The organism is Streptomyces sp. NPDC053076 (assembly GCF_044546845.1).
Classification (GTDB): Bacteria; Actinomycetota; Actinomycetes; order Streptomycetales; family Streptomycetaceae; genus Streptomyces.
Genome location: NZ_JBITZL010000010.1, coordinates 139,073 through 163,247, shown reverse-complemented (window position 1 = coordinate 163,247; position 24,175 = coordinate 139,073). Strand labels below are relative to the sequence as shown.

General features: G+C 69.7%; 25 protein-coding genes, 1 tRNA gene and 1 pseudogene. 19 read left to right on the top strand and 8 right to left on the bottom strand.

Going from position 1 to position 24,175, the window contains the following annotated elements; genetic code table 11:
* Positions 1–33 precede the first annotated feature (33 nt).
* Positions 34–369 carry a GntR family transcriptional regulator gene (locus ACIGYR_RS33145; RefSeq protein WP_399606507.1) on the bottom strand — a complete coding sequence of 112 codons (336 nt, stop codon included), beginning with the start codon at positions 367–369 and terminating at the stop codon, positions 34–36.
* A gap of 586 nt (positions 370–955) precedes the next feature.
* Between ACIGYR_RS33145 and ACIGYR_RS33140 the strand changes: the two genes are divergently transcribed.
* The 9 genes from ACIGYR_RS33140 (at position 956) to ACIGYR_RS33100 (ending at position 7,010) form a co-directional block, all read left to right on the top strand.
* Positions 956–1,225 carry a DUF6284 family protein gene (locus ACIGYR_RS33140; protein ID WP_399606509.1) on the top strand — a complete coding sequence of 90 codons (270 nt, stop codon included), beginning with the start codon at positions 956–958 and terminating at the stop codon, positions 1,223–1,225.
* Complete coding sequence (locus ACIGYR_RS33135) at positions 1,222–1,575, top strand: hypothetical protein (RefSeq protein ID WP_399606511.1); 354 nt, start codon at positions 1,222–1,224, stop codon at positions 1,573–1,575. The genes ACIGYR_RS33140 and ACIGYR_RS33135 overlap by 4 nt, the downstream gene beginning before the upstream one ends.
* A complete protein-coding gene (locus tag ACIGYR_RS33130) occupies positions 1,575–2,567 on the top strand; it encodes a DUF2637 domain-containing protein (RefSeq protein WP_399606514.1) in 993 nt (330 codons plus the stop codon). Before ACIGYR_RS33135 ends, ACIGYR_RS33130 begins: the two co-directional genes overlap by 1 nt.
* A complete protein-coding gene (locus ACIGYR_RS33125) occupies positions 2,564–3,214 on the top strand; it encodes a GGDEF domain-containing protein (RefSeq protein ID WP_399606517.1) in 651 nt (216 codons plus the stop codon). Before ACIGYR_RS33130 ends, ACIGYR_RS33125 begins: the two co-directional genes overlap by 4 nt.
* Positions 3,214–3,597 carry an RRQRL motif-containing zinc-binding protein gene (locus tag ACIGYR_RS33120; protein WP_399606519.1) on the top strand — a complete coding sequence of 128 codons (384 nt, stop codon included), beginning with the start codon at positions 3,214–3,216 and terminating at the stop codon, positions 3,595–3,597. The genes ACIGYR_RS33125 and ACIGYR_RS33120 overlap by 1 nt, the downstream gene beginning before the upstream one ends.
* Before the next feature lie 81 nt (positions 3,598–3,678).
* Complete coding sequence (locus ACIGYR_RS33115; protein ID WP_399606521.1) at positions 3,679–5,910, top strand: cell division protein FtsK; 2,232 nt, start codon at positions 3,679–3,681, stop codon at positions 5,908–5,910.
* A 141-nt stretch (positions 5,911–6,051) separates the two neighbouring features.
* A complete protein-coding gene (locus tag ACIGYR_RS33110; RefSeq protein WP_399606524.1) occupies positions 6,052–6,327 on the top strand; it encodes a hypothetical protein in 276 nt (91 codons plus the stop codon).
* Positions 6,324–6,518 carry a hypothetical protein gene (locus ACIGYR_RS33105; protein ID WP_399606527.1) on the top strand — a complete coding sequence of 65 codons (195 nt, stop codon included), beginning with the start codon at positions 6,324–6,326 and terminating at the stop codon, positions 6,516–6,518. The genes ACIGYR_RS33110 and ACIGYR_RS33105 overlap by 4 nt, the downstream gene beginning before the upstream one ends.
* A 15-nt stretch (positions 6,519–6,533) precedes the next feature.
* On the top strand, positions 6,534–7,010 hold the full coding sequence (locus tag ACIGYR_RS33100) for a hypothetical protein (RefSeq protein ID WP_399606529.1): 477 nt from the start codon (positions 6,534–6,536) through the stop codon (positions 7,008–7,010).
* A gap of 6 nt (positions 7,011–7,016) precedes the next feature.
* On the opposite strand, the gene ACIGYR_RS33095 is transcribed toward ACIGYR_RS33100, so the two are convergent.
* A complete protein-coding gene (locus ACIGYR_RS33095; protein ID WP_399606530.1) occupies positions 7,017–8,036 on the bottom strand; it encodes a hypothetical protein in 1,020 nt (339 codons plus the stop codon).
* A 138-nt stretch (positions 8,037–8,174) separates the two neighbouring features.
* On the opposite strand from ACIGYR_RS33095, the gene ACIGYR_RS33090 reads away from it, so the two are divergent.
* The 4 genes from ACIGYR_RS33090 to xerC all read left to right on the top strand — a co-directional run bounded on the left by ACIGYR_RS33090 (position 8,175) and on the right by xerC (position 12,468).
* Complete coding sequence (locus ACIGYR_RS33090; protein ID WP_399606532.1) at positions 8,175–9,023, top strand: bifunctional DNA primase/polymerase; 849 nt, start codon at positions 8,175–8,177, stop codon at positions 9,021–9,023.
* Positions 9,024–9,026: 3 nt separating this feature from the next.
* On the top strand, positions 9,027–10,505 hold the full coding sequence (locus ACIGYR_RS33085; protein WP_399606535.1) for an ATP-binding protein: 1,479 nt from the start codon (positions 9,027–9,029) through the stop codon (positions 10,503–10,505).
* 470 nt (positions 10,506–10,975) lie between these two features.
* Positions 10,976–11,188: a helix-turn-helix domain-containing protein gene (locus ACIGYR_RS33080; RefSeq protein ID WP_399606537.1), complete on the top strand. Its 213-nt coding sequence runs from the start codon at positions 10,976–10,978 to the stop codon at positions 11,186–11,188.
* A gap of 74 nt (positions 11,189–11,262) precedes the next feature.
* Positions 11,263–12,468 (top strand): tyrosine recombinase XerC, encoded by a 1,206-nt coding sequence (gene xerC, locus ACIGYR_RS33075; RefSeq protein WP_399606540.1) that lies wholly within the window; start codon positions 11,263–11,265, stop codon positions 12,466–12,468.
* A gap of 83 nt (positions 12,469–12,551) precedes the next feature.
* Here xerC and ACIGYR_RS33070 read toward each other — a convergent pair.
* The 3 genes from ACIGYR_RS33070 to ACIGYR_RS33060 all read right to left on the bottom strand — a co-directional run bounded on the left by ACIGYR_RS33070 (position 12,552) and on the right by ACIGYR_RS33060 (position 14,685).
* Positions 12,552–12,625 (bottom strand) — tRNA-Pro (locus ACIGYR_RS33070).
* A gap of 66 nt (positions 12,626–12,691) precedes the next feature.
* Positions 12,692–13,450 carry a Pr6Pr family membrane protein gene (locus ACIGYR_RS33065; RefSeq protein ID WP_399606543.1) on the bottom strand — a complete coding sequence of 253 codons (759 nt, stop codon included), beginning with the start codon at positions 13,448–13,450 and terminating at the stop codon, positions 12,692–12,694.
* A gap of 308 nt (positions 13,451–13,758) precedes the next feature.
* Entirely contained in the window at positions 13,759–14,685 is a 927-nt protein-coding gene (locus tag ACIGYR_RS33060; RefSeq protein WP_399606546.1) for a metallophosphoesterase, read from the bottom strand.
* Positions 14,686–14,778: 93 nt separating this feature from the next.
* On the opposite strand from ACIGYR_RS33060, the gene ACIGYR_RS33055 reads away from it, so the two are divergent.
* Complete coding sequence (locus ACIGYR_RS33055) at positions 14,779–15,246, top strand: GatB/YqeY domain-containing protein (protein WP_391847659.1); 468 nt, start codon at positions 14,779–14,781, stop codon at positions 15,244–15,246.
* Between the two features lie 262 nt (positions 15,247–15,508).
* Here ACIGYR_RS33055 and ACIGYR_RS33050 read toward each other — a convergent pair whose 3' ends face one another.
* Positions 15,509–17,851 (bottom strand): transglycosylase domain-containing protein, encoded by a 2,343-nt coding sequence (locus ACIGYR_RS33050; RefSeq protein WP_399606549.1) that lies wholly within the window; start codon positions 17,849–17,851, stop codon positions 15,509–15,511.
* 563 nt (positions 17,852–18,414) lie between these two features.
* Between ACIGYR_RS33050 and wblA the strand changes: the two genes are divergently transcribed.
* A complete protein-coding gene (gene wblA, locus ACIGYR_RS33045; protein WP_132856581.1) occupies positions 18,415–18,753 on the top strand; it encodes a transcriptional regulator WblA in 339 nt (112 codons plus the stop codon).
* A gap of 363 nt (positions 18,754–19,116) precedes the next feature.
* Here wblA and ACIGYR_RS33040 read toward each other — a convergent pair whose 3' ends face one another.
* On the bottom strand, positions 19,117–20,508 hold the full coding sequence (locus ACIGYR_RS33040) for an ArsA-related P-loop ATPase (protein ID WP_399606553.1): 1,392 nt from the start codon (positions 20,506–20,508) through the stop codon (positions 19,117–19,119).
* A complete protein-coding gene (locus ACIGYR_RS33035; protein ID WP_399606555.1) occupies positions 20,505–21,482 on the bottom strand; it encodes an ArsA family ATPase in 978 nt (325 codons plus the stop codon). Before ACIGYR_RS33035 ends, ACIGYR_RS33040 begins: the two co-directional genes overlap by 4 nt.
* A 106-nt stretch (positions 21,483–21,588) precedes the next feature.
* On the opposite strand from ACIGYR_RS33035, the gene ACIGYR_RS33030 reads away from it, so the two are divergent.
* The 4 genes and pseudogenes from ACIGYR_RS33030 (at position 21,589) to ACIGYR_RS33015 (ending at position 24,151) form a co-directional block, all read left to right on the top strand.
* Positions 21,589–21,750, top strand: a complete 162-nt coding sequence (locus tag ACIGYR_RS33030) for a DUF4177 domain-containing protein (protein WP_003975360.1) — start codon at positions 21,589–21,591, stop codon at positions 21,748–21,750.
* The gene (locus ACIGYR_RS33025; RefSeq protein ID WP_399606559.1) at positions 21,747–22,211 is read left to right on the top strand and encodes a RidA family protein; all 465 of its coding nucleotides are present in this window, start codon (positions 21,747–21,749) and stop codon (positions 22,209–22,211) included. The genes ACIGYR_RS33030 and ACIGYR_RS33025 overlap by 4 nt, the downstream gene beginning before the upstream one ends.
* Before the next feature lie 66 nt (positions 22,212–22,277).
* Positions 22,278–23,153: pseudogene (locus ACIGYR_RS33020) on the top strand (NUDIX hydrolase); the annotation flags it as partial.
* 167 nt (positions 23,154–23,320) lie between these two features.
* Complete coding sequence (locus ACIGYR_RS33015) at positions 23,321–24,151, top strand: MBL fold metallo-hydrolase (RefSeq protein ID WP_391847664.1); 831 nt, start codon at positions 23,321–23,323, stop codon at positions 24,149–24,151.
* Positions 24,152–24,175: the final 24 nt, after the last annotated feature.

Genomic DNA, 24,175 nt, shown 5'->3' with positions numbered 1-24,175 from the left:
CACAACTGCCGTTCCCCGCATGCTGGTTGCAGATCACGCGCCACTCGGGGCGGAGCGTTCTTCGAGCGCTGCGACCCGCTCAGCCAACGCCTGAATCTGGGAGCGGATTTCCTTGATGTCGTCGCGCACGTCGCTGCTGGGGGAAGCCCCGCCGCTCACGAAGTTGCCCAGGTTTCCGGCCGACACGACCAACCCTTCGGCCCGGAGTGCGGCCAAACCGTTCTGGACGGTCTGGCTCGCGAACCCGAAGCGGTCGATCAACTCGCGCTGTGACGGAAGCTTGTCCCCCGGCTTCATCCTCTTGATGTCCTCGCGAAGTGCGTCCGCGACCTGCACTGCTTTCGGCTTCGGCCCTCCTGTGACAGTCATGCTCTGAGCGTACCCACCACAGCGAACTAGCGCGCATCACCCTGAAGAGGTTGTGGACCACAGCGCACTAGTGCAAGCTAGTCAGTAAAGCTCCTCCGTGTTCTCGGTAGGGCAGCTCGATCTGCACGAATGCACAGGGCGGGGACGCTGTAATCCCGCTAAAGGCCAGGTGAAACAGGGCTTCGGCCCGTACTGGCGAGGTGGCCCGGTGACCGCGAGCAACGGCCGGAGAGTGGGGACAAGGTCCCCCTTGCAGTGCAAAACCCCTGTTCCTCGCCTTGAAGGAGTGACTGTGATCAGACCAAAGCGTTGGGCGCGGCCGTGATCGACCGGCACGGCGGCGCCGCTCCATCCCCGGTCCCTCGCACCGTTCGGGTGCAGGGGACAACCGGTCACCTTCTGCCGTCTCGCGGTGGCTATCGCCGCGCCGGCTGCCTCCCTCGCCCGTCCGGCCGCGCTGTCTGCGCCGGCTGTACGGGCGGGGTGGTGGGGAGCCGGATATCCCGACTTCAACGGCGCGCGGCCCCGGAGGTGCAACTCCGGGGCCGCTGTTCGGGCCGTTCCTCTCTGGAAGGAACCACGACCCATGAACCACGTTGTCACACTTCAGGACGCTGTCACGGCGTTCGCCGACTTCATGGAGCCGACGAACGCTGAGCTGGACGCGATCGACCGGGAGATGCCCGTGATCCTGGCGGACGTTGACCTGTTGGACGCGCAGATCTTGACCCTGGACCGCGTCCCGTCCGAGTTCGACTTGCGGCGTATCCGCCGGGCTCGCCGCCGGGCGCTGGCCGCCCGCGTCGCCGTAATCAACCAGACGGCCGGTGCGAGCCTTCCCGGCGGTGCGGCATGAACGAGGGTCTGAACCTGGATGGGCTGACTGTTCCACTGCGGGTGCTGCGCCTGCTGGCGGTCGACTTTCCGCACCTGACCGCGCCGAACGTGGACGTCTCGCCTCTGTACCCGCAGGTGCTGCGTCTGTCGCTGCACGAGTCGTCGTGCGACAGCTTCGCCGCGTTCGAGTCCTGGCGCCGTGCGCTGGGCATCGAGCCCGCCACGGTCGACTTCCACACCCAGAGCGATGGCCGCACCGCTGTCCTGAAGGGGTTCGGCGTGTACGGGGGTGCGGACATCGAGTTGACCGCCTTCGCCGCCTTGCCCGCCGACGACACGGCGTTCGCCGGGGCGGTGGGTACACAGTGATGTCGCAGTCCGTGGAACGCGCGGCGGTGCCGCCGCTCACCCGCCCGGAAATGGGGCTCGCCGGTGTCGGTGCGCTGGCCGCGGCCGGCGTCGGCGCGCTCGGTCTGATCTCCTCTTTCGACGCGGTGTCGTTGGCCGCGGCGCGGTGGGGGTTCGGTGAGCCGTGGATGCTGCCGGTCGGCATCGATACCGCGATCCCGGTGTTCACGGTGGCCAATCTGCTGTTGATCCGTATGGACATGGCGTTGGCGTGGGTGCGGTTCGTGCCGTGGGCGTTGACCCTGGTCACCTGTGGGCTGAACGTCGCCGCCGGGAATGGGCTGTGGGCGAAGGTCGCGCACGGCACGATGCCGCTGCTGTGGGTGGTGTTCTCCGAGATCGGCGCGCACATCTACGCCGTGCGGATCGGGGCTGCGATCGGCCGGCGTATGGAGAAGATCCGGTTCTCACGGTGGCTGCTGGCGCCCCTGTCGACGTTCGCTCTGTGGCGGCGCATGACCTTGTGGGAGATCACCTCCTACAGTGCGGCGCTGGCGTGTGAGCGTGAACGGCTGCTGGTCCGTGCGGACCTTCACGAGCGGTACGGCCGCAGCTGGCGCAGGAAGACGCCGCGGCGTGAGCGCGTGATGCTCCGCATGGGCGAACTCACCCCCGCTGCCCCGCCGCAGGCCGACACCGCCCCGGATCCTGAGCCGGTGCAGGCACCGGAGCCGCCGGAGCCCGCAACGCCTAATCCGTCGCGCAAGCGGCCGGTCAAGGCCAAGCCCGCCGCGGTGCAGCGCACCGCCGCCGACCTGCTCAGTGAAGCCCGCACGGTGACGGCCGACTGGACGGACGACGCGGTCAACGCCGAAGTGCTGCGGAAGGCGCTGCGATGCGGGTCGGCGCCGGCACGGCAGGTCCGTGACGTCCTGCTCGCCGAACGCGCGGCAGCTCGCTCCCTGCGTTCGGCGGACGCCGTTCCGGCTGAGGCTGAGGGGGTGGCGGCATGAGCACCCTGGCCACAGTCCTGTTAGCCGTGCTACCCCTGCTGGCGGGGTGGATGGTTCACGTGCGGTGGCTGCACCGCTGCCTGAGCACCGCGCGCCGGGACCCGTTGACGGGTCTGGTCACCCGAGACGGGTTCACCCGCCGCGCGAACGCCCTACTAAGGGACCCGCGGGCGGTCGTTGTCCTCGCCGACGTCGACAAGTTCAAGCAGATCAACGACGTTCACGGGCACGCCGCGGGGGATGCGCTGCTGAAGGCGACTGCGGACCGGCTCGCCCACCACGTGGGCCGGTCCGGCATCGCCGGGCGGCTCGGGGGCGATGAGTTCGCCGCCGTGCTCATCGACGTCCACGGCACCGCCGCCGACATGCTGCCCCTGCTGCATGGCGTGCTGGCCCGCCCGATCGACGGCCACGACCCCGCCGTGCACACCACGGTCTCGCTGGGCTGGGTGCGCGCCGCAGACTTCCCCGCCGACGACCTATCCGGGCTGCTGCGCCGGGCGGATGAGGCGATGTACGCGGCCAAGCAAGCCCACTCCGGCACCCGCCGGGCGGGGCTGGGACGGCTGTTCTCCACGATCACCGGACGCCGCTCCGGCCGCACCGGCACCCGCACGGACGGGCCCGCGGTGGGGGTAGCGGTCTGATGTCCGCCTACACCAAGTGCTACGACCCCTCCGGGGCCCGGTTCGGGATACCCACCTACCCGTGGCACTTCGCCCCGGACGGCTACGCCACCCGCCGCCAACTGCGCGTGTCCGGGCTGCGCCCCGGCGGGCAAGAGGTGGCCGCGCAGATCATGCGCACACACCGCGGCCGGAAGGCGGGGGTGCAGGTGGCCTTCCTCTACCGCGTCGACCGCGCCAAGCCGGTCCGCCCGATGACGTCCCGGAAGTGGGGTGCGCTCGCGCTGGCGATGCTGGCCCGCCGCACCTGCCCCCGCTGCCGGATCACCTACAGCTACTGCATCCCGACATCGCTCGGGATGTGCGTCCTATGCGCCTACCCCGAGGAACAGTGCGCCGCCTGACCGCTTCCATGCGGGGCCCGGTCATGACCGACCAAAGCAGCGACCGGGCCCCTCATCCCTCACGAGCGAAGGACAACTTCAGTGAAGCACCCCGACGACGACAACGAACTCTTCAACCGACTGGAAGCCGAACTTACCGCCGACTCCGGCGGGGACGTGGTCGACCTCGACAAGGCACGGACGGCCCGTGCCGAGTCGGCCGACCCCGGCGCCCGACCGGACGCCGACCGGTCGGTCGACTCCCGCCCCGTCGGGTCGGGCATCGAGTCGGCCGACCCGAGTACGCCGGTGTTGGTCGACTCACCGACGCTGAAGGCGGCCGGTCCCGGCTACCTCGGTCGGCTCGCCGGAGCCAAGCGCCGGGCGGTCGTCCCGCTGTGGCTGCGGTCGGTCTCCGAACTGAAGACCGCGTCCGGGTGGGTGGCCCGCCACTACGCCCACACCGCCGGATACCACGCCCTGCGCGCACCGGTCTACGCCGCGCGGCTCGCCTTCCGGGCGCCGACCGGCGCCGCGGGGTTCGTGGGCGGCACGATGCGGTGGGTCGCCGACCGTGAGGGCGAACCCGTCCGCCTCGCCGCCGTGCGCCGCGAGGACGCGGCCGAGTACCTGAAACTGTCGAGGCAGCGGGACGGCCGCGTGCGGCTGCGCACGCTGGTTGCCGTGCTGGCCCTGTTCGTCGGTGTCGGGTCGGCGCTGGCCATCTACGTGCTCGCCCCCGACTGGCTGCAAGCCCTGTCGGCCGGCGTGGTCGTGCTGGCGCTCGGGTCGGCCGCTCGGAAGGCCGACGCGCCGCTTATCCACAAGGCTGTGGAACTCCCCGACGCACCGAAGCTCACCAGTGACATCGTGCTGCGTGCGCTGGGGGCGCTGGGCATTCCGGCGATCAACCAGGCGCAGGCCAAGGGGAGGGACGGGTTTGCGTTCACTGCCCCGATCACCCGGGACGGGCCCGGGTGGCGCGCGGAAGGTGACCTACCGTACGGGGTCACCGTCACGGACGTGATCGAGCGCCGTGACCGTCTCGCTTCTGGTCTGCGCCGCCCGTTGGGCTGCGTGTGGCCCGAAGCGGTCCCGGATGAGCACACCGGCCGTCTCGTGCTGTGGGTCGGGGACCAGGACCTCAAGAGCGCGCGCAAGCCGGTCTGGCCGCTGCTGAAGTCAGGCACCGTGGACCTATTCAAGCCCGTCCCCTACGGCACCGACCAGCGCGGACGCTGGGTCGAAGTCACCCTGATGTTCATCGCCGGAGTCATCGGCGCGATCCCCCGCATGGGCAAGACCTTCCTGCTCAGGCTGTTGCTGCTCATCGCGGCGCTCGACCCGCGGGCGGAGATCCACTCCTATGACATGAAGGGCACCGGCGACCTGGACCCGGTCGGGGAAAAGGTCTCTCACCGGCACGGCGTCGGTGAGGAAGACGAAACCCTCCAGTACGCGCTGGCCGACTTCCGGGCCCTGCGCGAGGAACTGCGCCGGCGTACGAAGGTGATCCGCTCCCTGCCGCGGGACATCTGCCCGGAGTCGAAGGTGACCAGCGAACTGGCTTCTAAGCGGTCCCTTGGCCTGCACCCCATCGTGATCGGGGTGGATGAGTGCCAGGTGCTGTTCGAGCACGCCGACTACGGCAAGGAGTTCGAGGAGATCGCCACCGACCTGGTCAAGCGCGGCCCGGCCACCGGGATCGTGCTGCTGCTGGCCACCCAGCGGCCCGATGCGAAGTCCCTGCCCACCGGGATCAGCGCGAACGCGGGCGCGCGGTGGTGCCTGAAGGTCATGGGCCAAACCGAGAACGACATGGTGCTCGGCACGTCGTCGTACAAGCGCGGGGTGCGGGCGACCATGTTCGCGTGGGGTGACAAGGGGCTGCACTACTTCGTTGGCGAGGGCTCCGATGCCCGGATCGTGTCCAGTACGTTCGTGGACGCGCCCGGCGCCGAAGCCATCGCCGCCCGCGCCCGTACCGTCCGCGAGAAGGCCGGACTGCTGTCCGGCTACGCGCTCGGCGAGAGCGCTGCCGCGGTGACCGGGCCGTCCTACGACCTGCTCGCCGACGTGGCGGCCGTGGTCCCGGAGAAGGAAGAGCGGGTGTGGAACGAGCGGATCGCCGCCCGCCTCGCCGAACTCCGCCCGGACGTCTACGGCGGCTGGAAGGGTGAGAACGTCACCAGCGCGCTCAAGCCCCACGGCATCCGTACCCGCGACGTCGCCGGCACCACCGACGACGGCGCCCGCACCACCCGCCGCGGCATCACCCGCGCCGACCTGCTCAAGGCGATTGCGGAGCGTAACGAGAAGCCAAGCGCGGCCTAGGCCCGATCCGGTGCTACCGGTAGCAGTCACACCTGCTACCGGTAGCACCCCCGCTAGCACCCCATTCGCCCATTCACCTGTGATCTAGCGGATAGCACCCCACCAGCGAAAACCCCTGGAAACCCGCTCGGAGGGCCCCGGATGACCCCCATCCTCCTTGCTATCACCTGCCTGATAGCCGTCACATTCGGTTACATCGGACTGTGTGCTGCCTCGCCGTTCGGCGACTGCCGCCGCTGCCACGGCATGGGCCACAAGCTCAAGCACGACCGCCGCGGGCGCCTCAAGCGCGGCAAGGACTGCCGCCACTGCCGCGCCACCGGCAAGCGCATCCGCACCGGCCGCTGGCTCTACAACCGGTGGGCCCGCATCTACCGCGCCGGCACCGACACCCCTCGCCCGGAAGGCACCCGATGATTCTCAACATCTCCGCCGTGCTGCTGTTCGGCGCCGCCTCCGCCCTCGCGGTCAAGACGAAGTCCGCCGGGGGTGGCGCTGCCCTGGTGCTGTTCCTGTTCGGCTTCTTCACCGCCGGAACCGGCGCCTACGAGCCCATCCACAACCTCGTCCAGGCATCCGCTGAAGCCCTGTCCGCCCTCGGCAACTGAAGGGAGCCACTGGCCGTGACCGAACCCACCACGCACCGCCGGACCGCCGGCCACGAGACGACGGCCCTGGAAGTCCACACCCCCACTCCGATCACCCCCGCACCCGCGCGGGCTGTGCCGGTCGTGCCCGTGCAGCCGGGGCACGTTCCGGCGGTCGCGTCCATCGTCCTGCCGGACGGGCGGGTCATCACCGGCTACGCCCTCAACCCCATGCAACCCGAACCGGTCGTGGCCAAACCCCCCGTCTCCCGCGCGGCCGTCAACGTCGCCCTCGGAGGCATCGGGTTCCTGGCCGTGTGCGGCGGACTGCTGCTGCTCACCACGTTCATTGCTGCGCTCACCGCGCTGGTCACCCAGCTCATCATCCTCGCCGCCGTGATCTTCGGCGGTTGGATCGCGGTGCAGGTGTTCAGCGCGAGCGGCCACCGGGGCGGCGGAACCACGGTCAACATCCGCAAGGCTGTGATCAAGCGGAGTCACTTCCGCGGCTGAGGCTGGCTAGGCGAGCGGCCAGCCGGCGAAACCGTCCGCGGTCTGGTAGACCAGCCTCACGCCTTCCTCGGCAAGGAGGTCCTGTACGTCCGCGGTGGGCTCGCTGGGCAGCAGTACCGCGATGCGCAGGCCCTCCCGGTTGGGGACATGTCGGCGGTAGTCAGCCAACTGCCCAATCGCCATCCGCACGTTGGACCGGGTGGTCTGGCCCTTCGCCTCGAACAACACGTGATCCGTGGCGTCGTACAGGTCCGGGGTCAATGCTCCCGGCTCACCCTTGATGGTGATCTGGAAGCTGTGGGTCTCGTGGCCTGCCGCGGTCAGATGCGCCACGAACGCCGTGACCAACTCGCCCTCTCGGCGCAGGACTTTGCGCTGCCCGGCGGGAATGTCCGCGACAGTCTCAGCAGTGCCGTGCTGCTCGGTCTTCTTGACCTTCGCACCTGTCTGCTGAGGTAACGTCACCGGGGCGGCGATCGCCGCGGCGGGGCCAGGCTCGGTGATTTCCACATCCGACGCGGGCGCCGCCGGCAGACGATCGGCCTCCGTCCACGCCAGCGTCGTTCCCTCAGCCGGCCGGAAGCGGAACACCAGCACATCCCGCATAATCCGGTCCTTGCCCGGCGCGCGCCGCACCTCGTACGGCGTGACCGGGTCGACCACCATCTGACCGATGTAGCGCTGCCGCATAGCCCCGCTGCCGGGAACCTTGCCGTGCGCGACGAACAGATGGATCTCCCGGCCCTTCTCAGCCGCGGTCAGCAGGGACCCGTTGCGGCCGGACGGCTTCTGCGGCCCGTTGGCGCCGGCACCGGTGTACAGGTACAGCGGCCCGTACTCGTCGTCCTCCGCACGGCCGTCGAAGGTGTAGCCGTACTCCTCGCCCGCGGACGGGTCGGAGTACACGAACACCTTGCCCGCATCGTCGGCCGGTTCGATGCCCTGAAACGTGCCACAGCCGAAAGTCGCCGCGATCGCATCACGCGTCGTGATCACACCCGGCACAAGATCAACGGTCGTCGTCATGGCGCGACCATAGCCACCCCCACTGACACCCGGCCTCTCATTTCCCCGAGGCCAGGCAAAAGGGCGACCCCGCGTTCTTGGCGGAAGGGGGTCGCCCTCATCCACCTGCCATCACCTGACCTGTGGAGGTCTTCCAGCATGACCCAACCGACCCCCCTCTGGCGAGTGGCACTTAGCTTGGCCGCCGCCGGTCTCCCCGTGCTGCCCCTGCGGGCAGGCAAGGCGCCGTTCGGCAACTGCCACCAGTGCACGAACAACGCGTGCGGTGGCCGGCCGAACATGAAGACCGCCGGGCCGTGCCAGTGCCCCGGCGTCTGCCACGCATGGGCCGCCGCCGCCACCGACCCGACCGTCCTCACCTCCCCGCCATGGACGGCCGCATGGCGCCGGGCCGTCTGCGTCGCCTACCACCCCGGCGCCGCCGGGCTAACCGTGGTGGACCTGGACGACACCGCGGCCGTCACATGGGCCCGCGAGACCCTGCCCGCCACCCGGACCGTGCAGACGACGCGAGGTGAGCACTGGATCTACCGCGGCGCCATGGCCTCGTCCAACGCGGTCCGCCCCGGCGTCGACATCAAGTCGTCCATGTCCTACGCCCGCTGGCTCGGACCCGGCACCGGCACCATCGCCGCCCTTCCGGACGACGTCCGGGCGATGGCTGTGAAGGAACCCGCCGCGGCCCCGTCCACGCCGCACGGGGTGAGCATGCCCGCGCGGGTCGGGGGCGGGGACTGCCGGCACCGCACGCCCGTCTACCTGGAACGCGGTATCGCCATGGCGGAGCAGAGCATCACGGAGGCCCGGAGCGCGGTGCACGCAACGGTCTACCGGACGTTCCTTGCGGTGCTGTCCACGCACGGCCGGTGCGGCTGCCTCACCGAGGCCCACATGGCGCGACTGTTCAGCGCTGCCCAGGCCAAGGGCGAATCCGCTCGGCACTGTGCCGACGCATGGACCAACGCCCGCACCGCACTGGGGATGTGAGTCATGGTCGAGGACGAGAAGACCCCGGCCCGCCAGATCATCACCGACTACGCACAAGAGCAGTTCCGGTACTTCCGGACCATCGACGGGACCGTATACGCGCAGCGCAACGGCCACCCCGTCGCCCGGCCCATCCGCTCCCAGGGCACGACCGGGAGCCACCGGCAGGAACTCATGGTCGGCCTCTACAAGGACGGGGTCGGCGTATTCAACGGGACGGCACTCAAGGAGGCGTTGGACTTGATCGAAGCACTCGCCCTGACCGAGGACGTACAGCCCACCCACATCCGCGTCGCGCCCGGGTTCGACGGTGCCACCTGGCTCGACCTGGGCCGCGACGACGGCAAGTCCGTCCGCATCCACCCCACCGGCTGGGACATCCTCACTCCCGACCCGAAGGAAGTCTGCTGGCGGCGCACCCAGCTCACCGGCGAACTCCCCCTGCCCGCCCAGGACACCAATGGCAAGGGCATCGACCTCCTGCTCCGCCTGTGCAACTTCGCCAGCGCCGAGACCGAGTGCCTGGCCATCGCCTGGCTGATCGGCTGCCTGGAACCGTCCGTGCCCGTGCCCGCGCCGTTCCTTACCGGCCCCCAAGGGGCGGGCAAGTCCACCGGCGGCCGGATGCTGGTGCGGATCATCGAGGGGATGAGCGGTGACCTGCGGCGGGCGCCGAAGGACGAGGAGAACATGATCACGGCCGTCGCCGCCGGATGGGTCACCGCACTGGACAACCTCTCCCACCTGCCACCGGACCTGTCCGACCTCATGTGCTGCATCGTGACCGGCGCCGAGAGCATCAAGCGCGCGCTGTTCACCGACGGGGACGTCGTCCGCTCCCGCTACCGGCGCCCCATGCTCCTCACCGGCATTGACGTCGGCGTCATCCGGCCCGACCTCGCCGAACGGCTCCTCCCGCTGCGTCTCGTGCGGCCCCGGGTGCGGCGGACCGAGGCAGAGCTGTGGAGGGAGTACGCGGAGATCCTGCCGGTAGTACTCGGCTCCCTGCTGGACCTGACAGTGAAGGTGCGTGCCGCCCAGGCAGAAACCCCCACCGACCTGCGGATGGCCGACTTCGCCCACCTGTGCGCGCAACTCGACGCGGCTACCGGCTTCCGCTCACTGGCCGCGTACCGAGCCAGCCTCGATGACCTCAACGACGACGTCATCGAAGGAGACCTCCTCGCACAGACGGTTCTCAGGCACGCGGCCGGACTCGACACGGGCGCGGAAGTCCGCATGACGTCCTCCGAGTGGCTGCACTGCCTCACCAGCCTCTACAGCGGCGAAGAGTGCCGTCCCCTGCCCAAAGGCTGGCCCACCACCGGCAAAGTCCTCTCCGACCGGCTCAAGCGGCTACAGCCAACCCTCGCCGCACGCGGCGTCCTCATCGACTGGGGCCGCACCAGCTCCGCCCGCTACATCGAAATGACCCGCAGCACCCCGCTCACGCTCCCGCACGAGCAGGAAGCGGCGTTCTGACCCGCGCTACCACGGAGCCACACCCAACAAGCAAGAGGAGCACCCCCCGCCCCCGCGGTGCTCCTCTTGCTGTTCCGGCGGCTTGCCGCCGCCCCGAGGACGCGCCGCGAAGCGGCTCCTTCTTCACGTCCTGAGCCGCCGCGCACCACCACAGACACCACCCTTCTCTTTTCCCTAAGAGGAGAGACGCTGCGTCACTCACGTCACCAGCCACCCGAAAGCGGGCCCTGACCAGGGGCTACAGCGGTGACGCAGACGGCCAGACCTGCGTCATCCCGCGTCACCCGCGTCACGGGTGACGGAACCCCGCCCCGCCCTGTGACACGCCCCGAGCTGCCCGCGTCACCGCATAACCCCAGGTCAGAACCGCAAATGACGTGTGTGACGCGATGACGCAGAAATCCGTGCCTCGGACACACACGGGCCCACGAGAAGCATCTAAGACCTTCCTGCCTAGGAGGCATTCCGGAATGAGCGTCACGCTCGCCGCTCCCGCCGAGCGGCTGCTGTATCGGCCGGAAGAAGCAGCGGCCACGCTCGGTATCGGCCGATCGCTGATCTATGAGGAGATCCGCCTCGGACGTCTTCAGACCGTCCGCATCGGCCGTCGCCGACTCGTGCCGCTGGAGTACATCGCGCGGTACGTCGAACTCCTGAAGCGCGAGGCAGAGGCCGCCGCCTGAACCCTCAACACCCCAGTTCCACAGGGCCGCGTCCTTCGGGGCGCGGTCCTGTCCTATTGGAGGCACAACAGAACATGACCGAGACCCCGAAGCGTGCCCAAAGGGCTGGCCACGGCGCGGACACGATCTATTGGGACCCCGCCAAGAAGAGCTACGTCGGTGCCGTCTCCCTGGGCTACGCCCCGAACGGCAAGCGCCGCCGGCCGAAGGTCTACGGCAAGACGAAGACGGAAGTCCGCAACAAGATCCGCGACTTGAAGAAGGAGATGCAGACGGGCGTCAAGGCGCCCGCCAACTACACCGTGGCCGACGCGGTGAACGACTGGTTGGAACGTGGGCTGAAGGGGCGCGACGAGAAGGGCACCATCGGCAAGAACCGCTCGATGGCGAACAAGCACCTGATCCCGTTCATCGGCAAGGCCAAGCTGAAGGAACTCAGCGCGGACGACGTGGACGACTGGTTGGACGACAGGGCTGAATTCCTTGCGACGCGAAGTCTGCGCGACCTGCTCGCCATCCTGCGCCGTTCCATCGCGCACGCTCAGCGCAGGGACAAGGCCGCACGGAACGTCGCCCTACTCGTCACCGCACCGGAGGGGCGCCCCGGTCGTCCGAGCAAGGCACTGAACTTGGAGCAGGCGAAAGCCGTGCTCACCGCCGCGCGTCCGTCACGGCTGTACGCCTACCTCGTGCTCTCGCTCCTCAGCGGTGTGCGCACGGAAGAGGCGCGGCCCCTCACCTGGGATCACGTCTTCCTGGAGACGACGGACGGCATCCCGCCTCACGTCGCGGTGTGGCGTTCGGTGCGCAAGCACGGTGAGACCAAGACCAGGAAGAGCCGCCGGACCATCGCACTGCCGAAACAGGTGGTCGACGTCCTCGAAGAGCACATGCGATGGCAGAAGCAGGAGCGGGCATCGAGAGGGATGGAGTGGAGCCCGACCGGCCGCGTCTTCACCACCCGGAGCGGCGAGCCGCTCGATGCGGCCAACGTCCGGCGCGACTTCAAGGCCATCGTGAAGAAAGCCGGACTGAAGCCTGAGTGGACCCCGAGGGAGCTCCGGCACAGCTTCGTGTCCCTGCTCTCCGATCACGGCATCCCCCTGGAACGGATCGCGCTCTTGGTCGGTCACAGCAGTCAGGCGACCACAGAGGCGGTCTACCGCAAGCAGCTCCGACCCGTGATCACACAGGGTGCAGAAGCGATGGATGACATCTTCGCCGAAGATCAGAAAGGGGAGGACACGGAGGGCGAGGAAGAGGGCGACGCGGTGGCCTGATCAAATTCGTTTGGCCCCCTGTTTGGCCCCCCGAGCATGACAGAGGGCCATTCGCGATCATGCGAATGGCCCTCTGATCAGCGTCGGGGTGGCGGGATTTGAACCCACGACCTCTTCGTCCCGAACGAAGCGCGCTGCCAAGCTGCGCTACACCCCGATGTCACTGCTTGTCGCGGCGACGACGTTTACTTTAGCCCACCGGGGGCTGTAGACGAAATCCGGTTTAGACGCGGTGGCGGATCGGGGTGGGGCGGCTGTGGTCGAGGGCCACCAGGAGTACGGACAGGGCGTACATCCCGAGGCCCAGCAGGAGGGCGTTCGCCAGCGTGCTGCGGTAGCCGTGGGTCGTCACGTCCAGGAACGGATAGAGGTAGCGGGACGGATCCGAGGGTGGCAGGAAGGCCGCCCGGATGAAGGTGAAGGCCAGGTAGGCCAGGGGATAGAGGAGCCAGGCCGCGGTCTGCCGGAGGTGCAGGCGCCCCGCTGGAGTGAGGAGGAGCCAGTCCAGTACCGCCGCCGTCGGGACCAGCACGTGCAGGACCTGGAGCGCTGTCCACTGGGCGTGCCAGCGGGCCGGGGCCGCCGTCGCGCCGGTCATGGAGAACGGGGGCGTCGTGTGGGCCAGGAGCAGGTGGTAGGCCAGCGCCCCGACCACGGCGTAGAGGAGGACGGCGCCTGTCACGGCGGACGGGAGCGGGCGTCGGGCCCGCCAGGCCCTCGCCGCCGACAGGAGCATGACCACGGTGAGCAGGATGTTGGCCTGGACACTGAAGTAGCTCAGGATGCGGGTCGGGGTGCCCAGCAGGAGTTCCAGCGCGACGCCGCCGGCCGCTGCCAGGGCGGTCATGAGGCGGAACATCGCGATCGCGGGGCGGCGGACCGGGGCGACCACGGCCGAGGCCGGGACCGGCGCGGGCAGCAGTATGGGTGGGCCCGGGACCGCGGGCAGGTCCGGGATGTCCCGGGGTATCGGGGCGGTCATGCCCTTCACGCTAGGAGTGGGGGGAGGGCGGGGCCATGTGGGCTGGGCCAGGTGGGTGAGGTGACGGCCGTACCTTCCCCGTCAGCCCCTGACTTCCCGGCCCTGCCCCCTCGGCTTCCTGCTCTCCGCGACCCCCCTCGGCTTCCTGCTCTCCTCGACCCCTCGCGTTCCTGGTCCCCTTGGCTCCCGGTCGCCGTCCTACTCCTTGACCCCCGGGCGCCGTCCTACCCCTTGGCTTCGCCCTCGCCCTCCCGCTTCCTGGCCTTCCCCTCGGCCGCCAGCTTCCTGGCGGCCCGGGCCGGGCCTTCCTATTCCCTGCCCACCAGCGTCAGCAGCGTCGCCTCCGGAGGACACGCGAAGCGGACCGGGGTGTAGCGGTTGGTGCCGCAGCCCGCCGAGACGTGCAGGTAGGACGTACGGCCCTCCGCCATGTGCGTGGACAGGCCCTTCACGCGGTCCGTGTCCAGGTCGCAGTTGGTGACCAGGGCGCCGTAGAAGGGGATGCACAGCTGGCCGCCGTGCGTGTGGCCGGCCAGGATCAGGGGGTAGTCGTCCGCCGTGAAGGAGTCGAGAACGCGCAGGTAGGGGGCGTGGACCACGCCCATGGAGAAGTCGTACGTGCCCGAGGGGCCACCCGCCACCTGGGCGTAGCGGTCGCGCTTGATGTGCGGATCGTCCAGGCCCGTCAGCTCGACGGAGACGCCCTCGATCTTGAGGACTCCCCGCGTGTTGGTCAGGTTCAGCCAGCCCGCCGCGTCGAAGCCGTCCCGCAGGTCCTCCCACGGGTTGTGGATCACGCCCACCGCCGGGGAGTTGCCGTTCAGGCCATGGCGTCCGCTCGTCTTCTCCAGCAGGTAACGGGCGGGGTTGCGCAGCTTGGGGCCGTAGTAGTCGTTGGAGCCGAAGACGTACGCGCCCGGGAACTCCATCAGCGGGCCCAGGGCGTCCAGCACCTCGGGGACGCCCTCGGGGTCCGACAGGTTGTCCCCCGTGTTGATCACGAAGTCGGGGCGCAGTCCTGCCAGCGACTGCAGCCAGCGCTGCTTCTTGCGCTGGCCGCCCACCATGTGGATGTCGGAGACCTGGAGTACACGCAGCGGGCCCATGCCCGGGGGCAGGACGGGCACGGTGACCCGTCGGAGGCGGAAGGAGCGGGCCTCGAAGCCCGCCGCATACACCAGGCCGGCGGCGCCGGCCGCCACGATCCCCAGGGGAATTCCGTATCGCGCGCGCATGTGTCCATCGTGTCAGACCGGTTGACCGGGGTGAGACCGCCGGCCGGTTAATCCGCGGGCGTAGCCGCACGTACACCTGCGACAATCGGGGCCATGACCACCACGCTCAAGTCGAAGCTGCACGCCGACCTCAACGCCGCGATCAAGGAGCGGGACGAGCTGCGCTCCTCGACGCTCCGGCTGACGCTCGCCGCGATCACCAAGGAGGAGGTCGCGGGCAAGGAGAAGCGGGAGCTGTCCGACGACGAGGTCCTCAAGGTGATCACCCGCGAGGCGAAGAAGCGCCGTGAGGCGGCCGACGCCTTCGCGCAGGGTGGTCGTGCCGAGCAGGCCGAGCGGGAGAAGGCGGAGGGCGAGGTGCTCGCCGAGTACCTGCCCAAGCAGCTGTCCGACGAGGAGCTGAACGCGATCGTCACCCAGGCCGTGGAGGAGGCGAAGGCGGCCGGCGCCGAGGGGCCGCGGGCCATGGGCGCCGTCATGAAGATCGTGAACCCGAAGGTGGCCGGTCAGGCCGAGGGCGGTCGGGTCGCCGCGGCGGTGAAGAAGCTGCTCCAGGGCTGAGCGACTGCCTGGCCTTCACAGTCTCCACGGCCGTCTTCAGAGCCACCTCACGGCCATCGGCAGGGCCCGTTTCACGGCCGTCTCGGCGGCTGAACCCCCAGCTGTCGCCACAGCTGCATCAACGGCCTTCTCTACACCTGTGTCCACGACCGTATGCAGGCCGTATGCGGCCAGCCGTGCCGGCGTGTCCCAGGGCCGTCTCTACGACCACGGGGCCGCACCCCTCTCGGAGGTGCGGCCCCGCTGTCGTACCGCGAGGGCGCTAGTGTCGGCGGCCCCCGTTGCCGTTACCGCCGTTCCCCTGACCCTGGACGAGGTTCCCGGGGAGGGAGAAGGTCGGCTTCGGGAACGCGCCGCCGTTGCCGCCGGTGGCCGTGTCACCCGTGGCTCCGCCGTTGGCCGTTCCCCCGTCCGTCAGACCGCCGATCAGCCCCCCGATCACCTGTCCCGTCGGGGCCCCGTTGTTCCCGTCGTGATTCCCCCGGTCGCCTTTTCCCTGGTCGTCGTCCTCGTCGTCGTCGTCGTTGTCGTCGGGGATGTCGATCAGGTGGAAGTTCGGGTCGGGCCTGCCCTCCAGCGCGCCGGTCATCATGTCGCGCCAGATCGGTCCCGGAACCTCACCGCCGTAGACCTTGTCGTGCGGGATGCCGCCGATGGTGATGCTGGTCATCTTGCGCTTGTGCTGCGGGTCGCCGACCCAGACCGCGCCCGCCATGTTCGGGGTGTAGCCGACGAACCAGGCCGCGTAGCGCTCGTCCGTGGTACCCGTCTTGCCCGCGCTCGGACGGCTGCCGAGACCGGCCTCCTGGCCGGTGCCGTCCTCGACCACGCCCTTGAGGAGCGTGCTGACGGTGTCGGCGGTCTTCTCCGACATCGCCCGTGAGCAGGTCGACTTCGGCACCTCCAGGGACTTCTGCTCGCTGCCGACCTTCTGGGTGACCGACTCGATGGCGACCGGCGTGCAGTACATGCCGCGCGAGGCGAAGGTGGCGTACGCGCTCGCCATCGTCAGCGGGGACATCTCCTGGGTGCCGAGCGCGATGGAGGGCGCCTGGTCGATCTTGCGGCCGTCCGCGCGCGCCACGCCCATCTTCTTGGCCATGTCGATGACCGGGCAGATGCCGATGTCGCTGATCAGCTGGACGTAGTAGGTGTTGACCGACTTCGCGGTCGCCTCCGACATGCCGTACGGGCCGTGCTCCGATTCGTTCTCGTTCTTCAGCTTGGCGGGCCGGTACGGGTCGTTGCGCCACGTCCTGCCGTTGCACGCGGACACCGAGCTCGGGTACGGCATCTCGTACGGCGACGAGTACTTCTGCGTCGGGGGCTTGCCGCCCTCGACGGCCGCCGCGGCGACGATCGGCTTGAAGGTCGAGCCGGGCTGGTAGCCGGCGCCGCCGCCCATGTCCTGGTTCACGGACAGGTTGATCGTCGTCTCGTCGTTGTTGGTGTTGACGCCGTAGGGGCGGGACTGGCCCATGGCCAGGATCTTCCCGGTGCCGGGCTCGACGACGGTCGCGGCGGTCGCCACGGGGTCGCTCTTGTAGACGTGGTCCTTGATGGACGCCTGCACGGACTCCTGCGCCTGCGGGTCGAGCGTCGTACGGATCGTCAGGCCGCCCTGGTTCCAGAGCTTGGCCCGCTCCTCCTTGGACTTGCCGAAGACCGGGTCGGTGAGTACGACCTGGCGGGCGTAGTCACAGAAGAAGCCGGCGCCCTTCACCGCGGTGATGCAGCCGTTCTTGGGGCGGCTGGTGTGCAGGCCGAGCGGCTTCTCCTTCGCCTGGTCGGCCTCCTTCTGGGAGATGTCGCCGAGCTCCGCCATGCGCTGCAGGACGATGTTGCGCCGCTTGGTGGCCTCCGCCTCGTCGTTGACGGGGTCGTAGCGGCTCGGGGACTGCACGATGCCGGCCAGCAGTGCCGATTCCTGGAGGTTCAGGTCCTTGGCGTGCTTGGAGAAGTAGCGCTGGGAGGCCGCCTCGACGCCGTAGGCCTGCTCGCCGAAGAAGGTGATGTTCAGGTAGTTCTCGAGGATCTTCTTCTTGCCGAGCTTGTCCTCGATCTGGATGGCGTACTTCAGCTCGCGGATCTTGCGGCCCAGGGTCTGCTGGGTGGCCTCGGCGACCTTGGTCGGGTCGTCGCCGGCCTCCTCGATGAAGTAGTTCTTCACCAGCTGCTGGGTGAGCGTGGAGGCGCCCTGGGCGACCCCGCCCTCCTGCGCGTTCTTGTTCAGGGCGCGCAGCACGCCCTTGAGGTCGACCGCGCCGTGCTTGTAGAAGCGCGCGTCCTCGATCGCGACGATCGCCTTCTGCACGTACGGCGAGATGTCCTTGAGGTCGACCACCGTACGGTCGCGGGAGTAGACGGTCGCGATCTGGTGGCCCTGGTTGTCCAGGATCGTGGTGCGCTGGCTCAGCTGGGGACTCTTCAGGTTGGCCGGGATCTCGTCGAAACCCTTGACCGAGCCCTTGGCCGCGAGGCCCAGCGCGCCGGCCGCGGGCAGCGCGATGCCCGCCATCACGGCGCCGGCGAGAACACTGACACCGAGGAACTTGGCGGCCTGCTGCATGGGCGACAGACCACCGCCCGAGCGCTTCTTTGGCATGGGGGCAGCCTAATCCGTACTGTTGAGCGTTCCGAGGGAGCGACCGCTTCTCGGGATGTTCCGAGTGCCGGATCGTGACGTACCGGACCGAGAACTCGCCCGAGTGTGCTGGTCCGCGTCACGGCACGGCAAACCAGGACCCCTACGTTTCCATTCGCCGGACACGCGCGCAGGCATTGGCCTAAGCTGCTCTCAACTGTCACAGCAGTGTGGTCATGTATCCATACGTCCGGCGACCCCGAATCGTTTCGGACGTAGCCCGGAATTCCCAGGGAACGTGCCCCCGCTTCCCGAAGGTGATGAGCCCGAATCCGCCGTGTGTGTCACCTGACGCCCGGTGTGAGGCACCACGACTGTCCCGGTTTGCCGGGATGATCACGCATGTCGCCAGCTCACTCCCGCGGGTGATCTGCCGCTTACCCATAGTCCGTTCGGGCCATTCAAGATTGGGCCCGAAGGGGGTGTTGCGGTGTCCCCACCTTCCGTAACGTCCTCAACTGGCGGCGGTGAATATGCCGCTGCCGCCGTGGGGGAGCCTCGATTCGGGAGAGGACGGCGCCGGTATGGGCTGGGTAACCGACTGGAGTGCGCAGGCTGCCTGCCGCACTACCGATCCGGATGAACTGTTCGTTCAGGGAGCAGCGCAGAACAGGGCCAAGGCGGTGTGCACCGGATGCCCGGTACGCACCGAATGCCTGGCGGACGCGCTGGACAACCGCGTCGAGTTCGGCGTGTGGGGAGGCATGACGGAGCGGGAGCGCCGCGCACTGCTGCGCCGGCGGCCCACCGTGACCTCGTGGCGCAGACTGCTGGAAACCGCCCGCTCGGAGTACGAGCGGGGTACCGGGATCGTGCCCCTCGACAGCGACGAGGTGTACGAGAACTACGCGGCCGTGAGCTGAGGGTTCCCCTCCGGCACGTTCTGGCATACCCCCGAGGCACCTCGCTCCGGCCCGCTGCTTCGCCGCGTCCGCTTGGCCTCACCCTGTACGTGTCCGCGTACGGTCGCCGGGTGCGGCCGGGTGTGACCACCGTGTGGTGCTGTGCGTGCCGTGCAGGTGAAACGCACGTGCGCCGTGTGGGTGCCGAGACGTGACCTGTGGGTAGGACGTGCCTCTGTGGGTGGACGTGCCCCGTGGGGGCCCAGACGCACCGCGTGAGTACCGAGACGCGCCGGTGAGTGCCGAGCGCGCCGTGTGAGCGCGAGATGCGCCACGCCTACCCCAGGGGGCCGGGTATGCGCGCACACAGCGCGTTGTGCGTGCCTATATGTGCTCTGGGTGCCCCGGGTGTTCTGGGCGCTCCTGCCGTCCGTCCGCCATCCGATCCCCGATGTCACGCAGGCCCACGAGGTCATGGACGTCACCGGGCAGCGCGGGTACTTCGACCACCGCCACCTCGGGGTGGCGGGCGGTGAAGCGGTCGCGTGTGCGCTGCTCACGCGAGAGCAGCTGCACACGCTCGGCGTGCAGCCTCAGCAGGCCCGCGGTGAGCCGGTCGACGGGGCGCTCCGCGTCGGCGGGGGAGCCTTCCTCAGGAGCGGCGGGTGCCGTCTCGGTTGCGGTCTCGGATGCGGGAGGTTGTGAACTGCCGTACGTGTCGGGAGAGTTACGAACTCCAGCTTTCCCGTCCCCCTGATCGACAATGCGGGGGTCCTCAAGATTTTCCGCGGCGGCGAGCGCCCGCTCGGCGGACAGCCGGCCGGCGCTGCTGCCGTGGACCCGGTTCAGCACCAGACCCACCAGCGGCATCTTTTCCGCGGCCAGCCGTTCCACGAAGTACGCGGCCTCGCGCAGCGCGTCCCGCTCCGGGGCCGCCACCACCAGGAAGGCGGTGCCCGGTGCCTGGAGCAGCTTGTAGGTGGCGTCCGCGCGCGTACGGAACCCACCGAAGGTGGTGTCCATGGCGGCCACGAACGTCTGTACGTCTTTCAGCAGCTGACCGCCCAGCAGCTTGCCGATCGTGCCGGTCATCATCGACATGCCGACGTTGAGGAAGGCCATCCCGGCGCGACCGCCGAGCTTCGCCGGTGCGGTCAGCAGCCGGATGAGCCGTCCGTCCAGGAAGGAGCCGAGCCGTTTGGGCGCGTCCAGGAAATCCAGCGCCGAGCGGGACGGCGGGGTGTCGACCACGATCAGGTCCCACTCGTCCCTCGCCCGCAGCTGGCCCAGCTTCTCCATCGCCATGTACTCCTGCGTGCCCGCGAAGCCCGCCGAGAGCGACTTGTAGAAGGGGTTCGCCAGGATCGCGGCGGCCCGCTGGGGATCCGCGTGCGCCTCCACGACCTCGTCGAAGGTGCGCTTCATGTCGAGCATCATGGCGTGCAGCTCGCCGTCGCCCTCGGTGCCCTTCACCTTGCGCGGCACGTTGTCGAGGGAGTCGATGCCCATCGACTGGGCCAGCCGCCTGGCCGGGTCGATGGTCAGGACGACCACCTTGCGGCCCCGCTCGGCCGCCCGGAGCCCGAGGGCCGCCGCGGTCGTCGTCTTGCCGACCCCGCCCGAGCCGCAGCACACCACGATCCGCGTCTTGGGATCGTCCAGCAGCGGATCGATGTCGAGCACGCGCGCGGAGGACAGTCGCCGGGGCGCTTCCTGCGCCTCGGCGGTCCTGCGCCCCTCGGGGGTCTCCCGCGCCTCCGCCCGGTCCGGACTCATGACAACCCCTGCTTCCGCAGCTCGGTGGCGAGTTCGTACAGGCCCGCCAGATCCATGCCCTCGGCGAGCAGCGGCAGTTCGTGCAGCGGCAGGTCCAGCTCGCTGAGGACCGCGCGCTGCTCCTGCTCCAGCGCGTACCGCTCGGCGTACTCCGCGGCCTGCTCCAGCAGCGGGTCCACCAGCTTCTCGGCGTACCCGCCCCGACGGGCTCCGCCCAGTCCGGCGGCCGAGAGCGCCTGTGCCACCGAGGAACGTTCCACGGTCCGTACGAGTTCCAGATCTGCCGCGTCCAACACCTCGGGTCGGACCATGTTCACGATGACCCGGCCCACCGGCAGCCGCGCCGCGCGGAGTTCGGCGATGCCGTCGGCGGTCTCCTGGACCGGCATCTCCTCCAGCAGCGTCACCAGATGCACCGCCGTCTCCGGCGACTTCAGCACCCGCATGACGGCCTGCGCCTGATTGTGTATCGGCCCGATCTTCGCAAGGCCCGCCACCTCGTCGTTGACGTTCAGGAAGCGGGTGACGCGGCCGGTCGGCGGGGCGTCCATGACGACGTAGTCGTACGCGAACCGTCCGGACCGGTCCTTGCGGCGCACGGCCTCGCACGCCTTGCCGGTCAGCAGGACGTCCCTGAGGCCGGGTGCGATGGTGGTGGCGAAGTCGATCGCGCCGAGTTTCCTCAAGGCCCGGCCCGCGCCGCCGAGCTTGTAGAACATCTGGAGATAGTCCAGAAGGGCCAGTTCGGGATCGATGGCGAGGGCGTACACCTCGCCGCCGCCCGGAGCGACCGCGATCTTGCGCTCCTCGTACGGGAGCGCTTCCGTCTCGAAGAGTTGTGCGATTCCTTGCCGGCCCTCGACCTCCACGAGAAGCGTCCGCTTCCCCTCGGTCGCGAGGGCCAGCGCGAGTGCGGCGGCGACCGTCGTCTTTCCGGTCCCGCCCTTGCCGCTGACGACCTGGAGCCTGCTCACGTCTTCGAGACTAACCACTCCGGGCGACGACCACGCGGGAGGCTGTGGATAACGGGGTCGTGGTGGGCCCACCGGCCCCGTCCGCCACAACGGCTACAGTCGGCCCATGACCAAGTGGGAATACGCAACCGTGCCGCTGCTCGTCCATGCCACGAAGCAGATTCTGGACACCTGGGGCGAGGACGGCTGGGAGCTCGTCCAGGTCGTGCCCGGGCCGAACAACCCCGAGCAGCTCGTGGCCTACCTGAAGCGGGAGAAGCAGGCGTGAGCGCGGTCGAGACCAAGCTGGCCGAACTGGGCCTGACCCTGCCGGAGGTCGTACCGCCGCTGGCCGCGTACCAGCCGGCCGTGCAGTCCGGGGTGTACGTCTACACCGCCGGCCAGCTGCCGATGGTGGAGGGCAAGCTGCCGGTCACCGGGAAGGTGGGCGGCGAGGTCACGCCGGAGGAGGCCAAGGAACTGGCCCGCACCTGCGCGCTGAACGCGCTCGCCGCCGTGAAGTCCGTCGTCGGTGACCTGGACCGCATCGCGAGCGTGGTGAAGGTCGTCGGTTTCGTCGCCTCGGCGTCCGACTTCACCGGTCAGCCCGGGGTCGTCAACGGCGCCAGTGAACTGCTCGGCGAGGTCCTCGGCGAAAAGGGCGTGCACGCCCGCAGTGCGGTGGGCGTCGCCGTGCTGCCGCTGGACGCGCCCGTCGAGGTCGAGATCCAGGTGGAACTGGCCCAGTAGGCCACGGCGGCCCGCTGACCTCGGGCACCCCTCGAACATTCGCCCTATACGGGATAGCCTCCGGCCATGGCGAACGGTCAGTGGTACCCCCCGGAGTGGCCGGACCGCATCCGCGCGCTCGCGGACGGCACGCTCACCCCGGTGACACCCAGGCGCGCGGCCACGGTTCTGCTCCTGAGGGACACCCCGGACGGCCCGGTCGTCCACATGCTGCGCAGACGCGCCTCCATGGCCTTCGCCGGAGGCGCGTACGCGTATCCCGGGGGCGGTGTCGACCCGCGGGACGACGACCGGCGGATCCGCTGGGCGGGCCCCCCGCGCGCGTGGTGGGGGGAGCGGCTGGGCGTCGACGAGGCGGGCGCCCAGGCGATCGTCTGCGCGGCCGTACGGGAGACCTACGAGGAGGCCGGTGTGCTGCTCGCCGGGCCCGACCCGGACTCGGTCGTCGGCGACATCACCGGGGACGACTGGGAGGCCGACCGTGCCGCCCTGGTCGCGCGTGAGCTGTCCTTCGCCGAGTTCCTGGACCGGCGCGGCCTGGTGCTGCGCTCGGACCTGCTGGGCGCCTGGACCCGGTGGATCACCCCGGAGTTCGAGGCCCGCCGCTACGACACGTGGTTCTTCGTGGCTGCCCTGCCCGAGGGACAGCGCACCCGGAACGCCTCCACGGAGGCCGACCGCACGGTGTGGATCCGCCCCGAGGAGGCCGCCGCCGGGTACGACAAGGGCGAGCTGCTGATGATGCCGCCCACCGTCGCCACCCTGCGCCAGCTGCTTCCGTACGGCACCGCCGCCGAGGCGCTGGCCGCCGCGCCCGCGCGCGACATGACACCGGTGCTGGCCCGCGCCCGACTCCAGGACGGCGAGATCGTGCTGTCCTGGCCCGGGCACGACGAGTTCACCAAGCACGTCCCGACCTCCGGGACGGCGACCACGGCGGCGGCGACCGCGGCGGCGACACCGGCACAGGCGACGACAGCGGCAGCGGCGGCCGCCGAGCCGGAGACACCGCCGACCGCCCCGGCACACACCGCCCCGACCGCCCCGGCGCACACCGCCCGGGCGCACACCGCGCCGACCGCCCCGACGACCACCGGTGGAGGCCCCGCATGACCGACGCCAGCGCTCTGCCGGGCCAGCCCAGGGGCGGAGTCCTCTCGGGTCCGGCCACCGAACGGGCGGTCAACGTCCTCGCGCCCAACGCCTCCGCGATGACTCTGGACGGCACCAACACCTGGATCGTCGCCGAGCCCGACTCCGACCTGGCCGTGGTGATCGACCCGGGCCCGCTGGACGACCACCACCTGCGCAACGTCGTGGACACGGCCGAGAAGGCCGGCAAGCGCATAGCCCTCACCCTGCTGACCCACGGTCACCCCGACCACGCCGAAGGCGCCGCGCGCTTCGCCGAGCTGACCGCCACGCGCGTGCGTGCCCTCGACCCGGCCCTACGGCTCGGTGACGAGGGCCTGGCCGCGGGGAACGTGATCACCGTCGGTGGCCTGGAGCTGAGAGTCGTACCGACCCCCGGGCACACCGCGGACTCGCTGTCCTTCCATCTCCCGGCCGACCGGGCGGTGCTGACCGGCGACACCGTTCTCGGACGCGGTACGACGGTCGTGGCGCACCCCGACGGCCGGCTCGGGGACTATCTGGACTCCCTGCGGCGGCTGAGGTCGCTGACGGTGGACGACGGCGTGCACACCGTCCTGCCGGGCCACGGGCCGGTCCTGGAGGACGCCCAGGGCGCCGTGGAGTTCTACCTCGCCCACCGCGCCCACCGGCTCGCCCAGGTGGAGACCGCGGTCGAGAACGGCCACCGCTCCCCGGCCGAGGTCGTCGCCCACGTCTACTCCGATGTGGACCGCTCGCTGTGGCCGGCGGCGGAACTCTCGGTCCGCGCCCAGCTGGACTATCTCAGCGAGCACGGACTGATCTAGGGCCGCTCGTTTGGATCGCAGCGG

Coding starts and splice junctions, on each gene's coding strand:
- ACIGYR_RS33085 (WP_399606535.1), top strand. CDS start 9,027: ATGGTCGAGGACGAGAAGACCCCGGCCCGCCAGATCATCACCGACTAC.
- ACIGYR_RS33050 (WP_399606549.1), bottom strand. CDS start 17,851: ATGCCAAAGAAGCGCTCGGGCGGTGGTCTGTCGCCCATGCAGCAGGCC.
- ACIGYR_RS33040 (WP_399606553.1), bottom strand. CDS start 20,508: ATGAGTCCGGACCGGGCGGAGGCGCGGGAGACCCCCGAGGGGCGCAGG.
- ACIGYR_RS33080 (WP_399606537.1), top strand. CDS start 10,976: ATGAGCGTCACGCTCGCCGCTCCCGCCGAGCGGCTGCTGTATCGGCCG.
- ACIGYR_RS33120 (WP_399606519.1), top strand. CDS start 3,214: ATGTCCGCCTACACCAAGTGCTACGACCCCTCCGGGGCCCGGTTCGGG.
- ACIGYR_RS33125 (WP_399606517.1), top strand. CDS start 2,564: ATGAGCACCCTGGCCACAGTCCTGTTAGCCGTGCTACCCCTGCTGGCG.
- ACIGYR_RS33135 (WP_399606511.1), top strand. CDS start 1,222: ATGAACGAGGGTCTGAACCTGGATGGGCTGACTGTTCCACTGCGGGTG.
- ACIGYR_RS33060 (WP_399606546.1), bottom strand. CDS start 14,685: ATGCGCGCGCGATACGGAATTCCCCTGGGGATCGTGGCGGCCGGCGCC.
- ACIGYR_RS33090 (WP_399606532.1), top strand. CDS start 8,175: ATGACCCAACCGACCCCCCTCTGGCGAGTGGCACTTAGCTTGGCCGCC.
- ACIGYR_RS33130 (WP_399606514.1), top strand. CDS start 1,575: ATGTCGCAGTCCGTGGAACGCGCGGCGGTGCCGCCGCTCACCCGCCCG.
- ACIGYR_RS33095 (WP_399606530.1), bottom strand. CDS start 8,036: ATGACGACGACCGTTGATCTTGTGCCGGGTGTGATCACGACGCGTGAT.
- ACIGYR_RS33030 (WP_003975360.1), top strand. CDS start 21,589: ATGACCAAGTGGGAATACGCAACCGTGCCGCTGCTCGTCCATGCCACG.
- ACIGYR_RS33110 (WP_399606524.1), top strand. CDS start 6,052: ATGACCCCCATCCTCCTTGCTATCACCTGCCTGATAGCCGTCACATTC.
- wblA (WP_132856581.1), top strand. CDS start 18,415: ATGGGCTGGGTAACCGACTGGAGTGCGCAGGCTGCCTGCCGCACTACC.
- ACIGYR_RS33145 (WP_399606507.1), bottom strand. CDS start 369: ATGACTGTCACAGGAGGGCCGAAGCCGAAAGCAGTGCAGGTCGCGGAC.
- ACIGYR_RS33105 (WP_399606527.1), top strand. CDS start 6,324: ATGATTCTCAACATCTCCGCCGTGCTGCTGTTCGGCGCCGCCTCCGCC.
- xerC (WP_399606540.1), top strand. CDS start 11,263: ATGACCGAGACCCCGAAGCGTGCCCAAAGGGCTGGCCACGGCGCGGAC.
- ACIGYR_RS33015 (WP_391847664.1), top strand. CDS start 23,321: ATGACCGACGCCAGCGCTCTGCCGGGCCAGCCCAGGGGCGGAGTCCTC.
- ACIGYR_RS33140 (WP_399606509.1), top strand. CDS start 956: ATGAACCACGTTGTCACACTTCAGGACGCTGTCACGGCGTTCGCCGAC.
- ACIGYR_RS33065 (WP_399606543.1), bottom strand. CDS start 13,450: ATGACCGCCCCGATACCCCGGGACATCCCGGACCTGCCCGCGGTCCCG.
- ACIGYR_RS33055 (WP_391847659.1), top strand. CDS start 14,779: ATGACCACCACGCTCAAGTCGAAGCTGCACGCCGACCTCAACGCCGCG.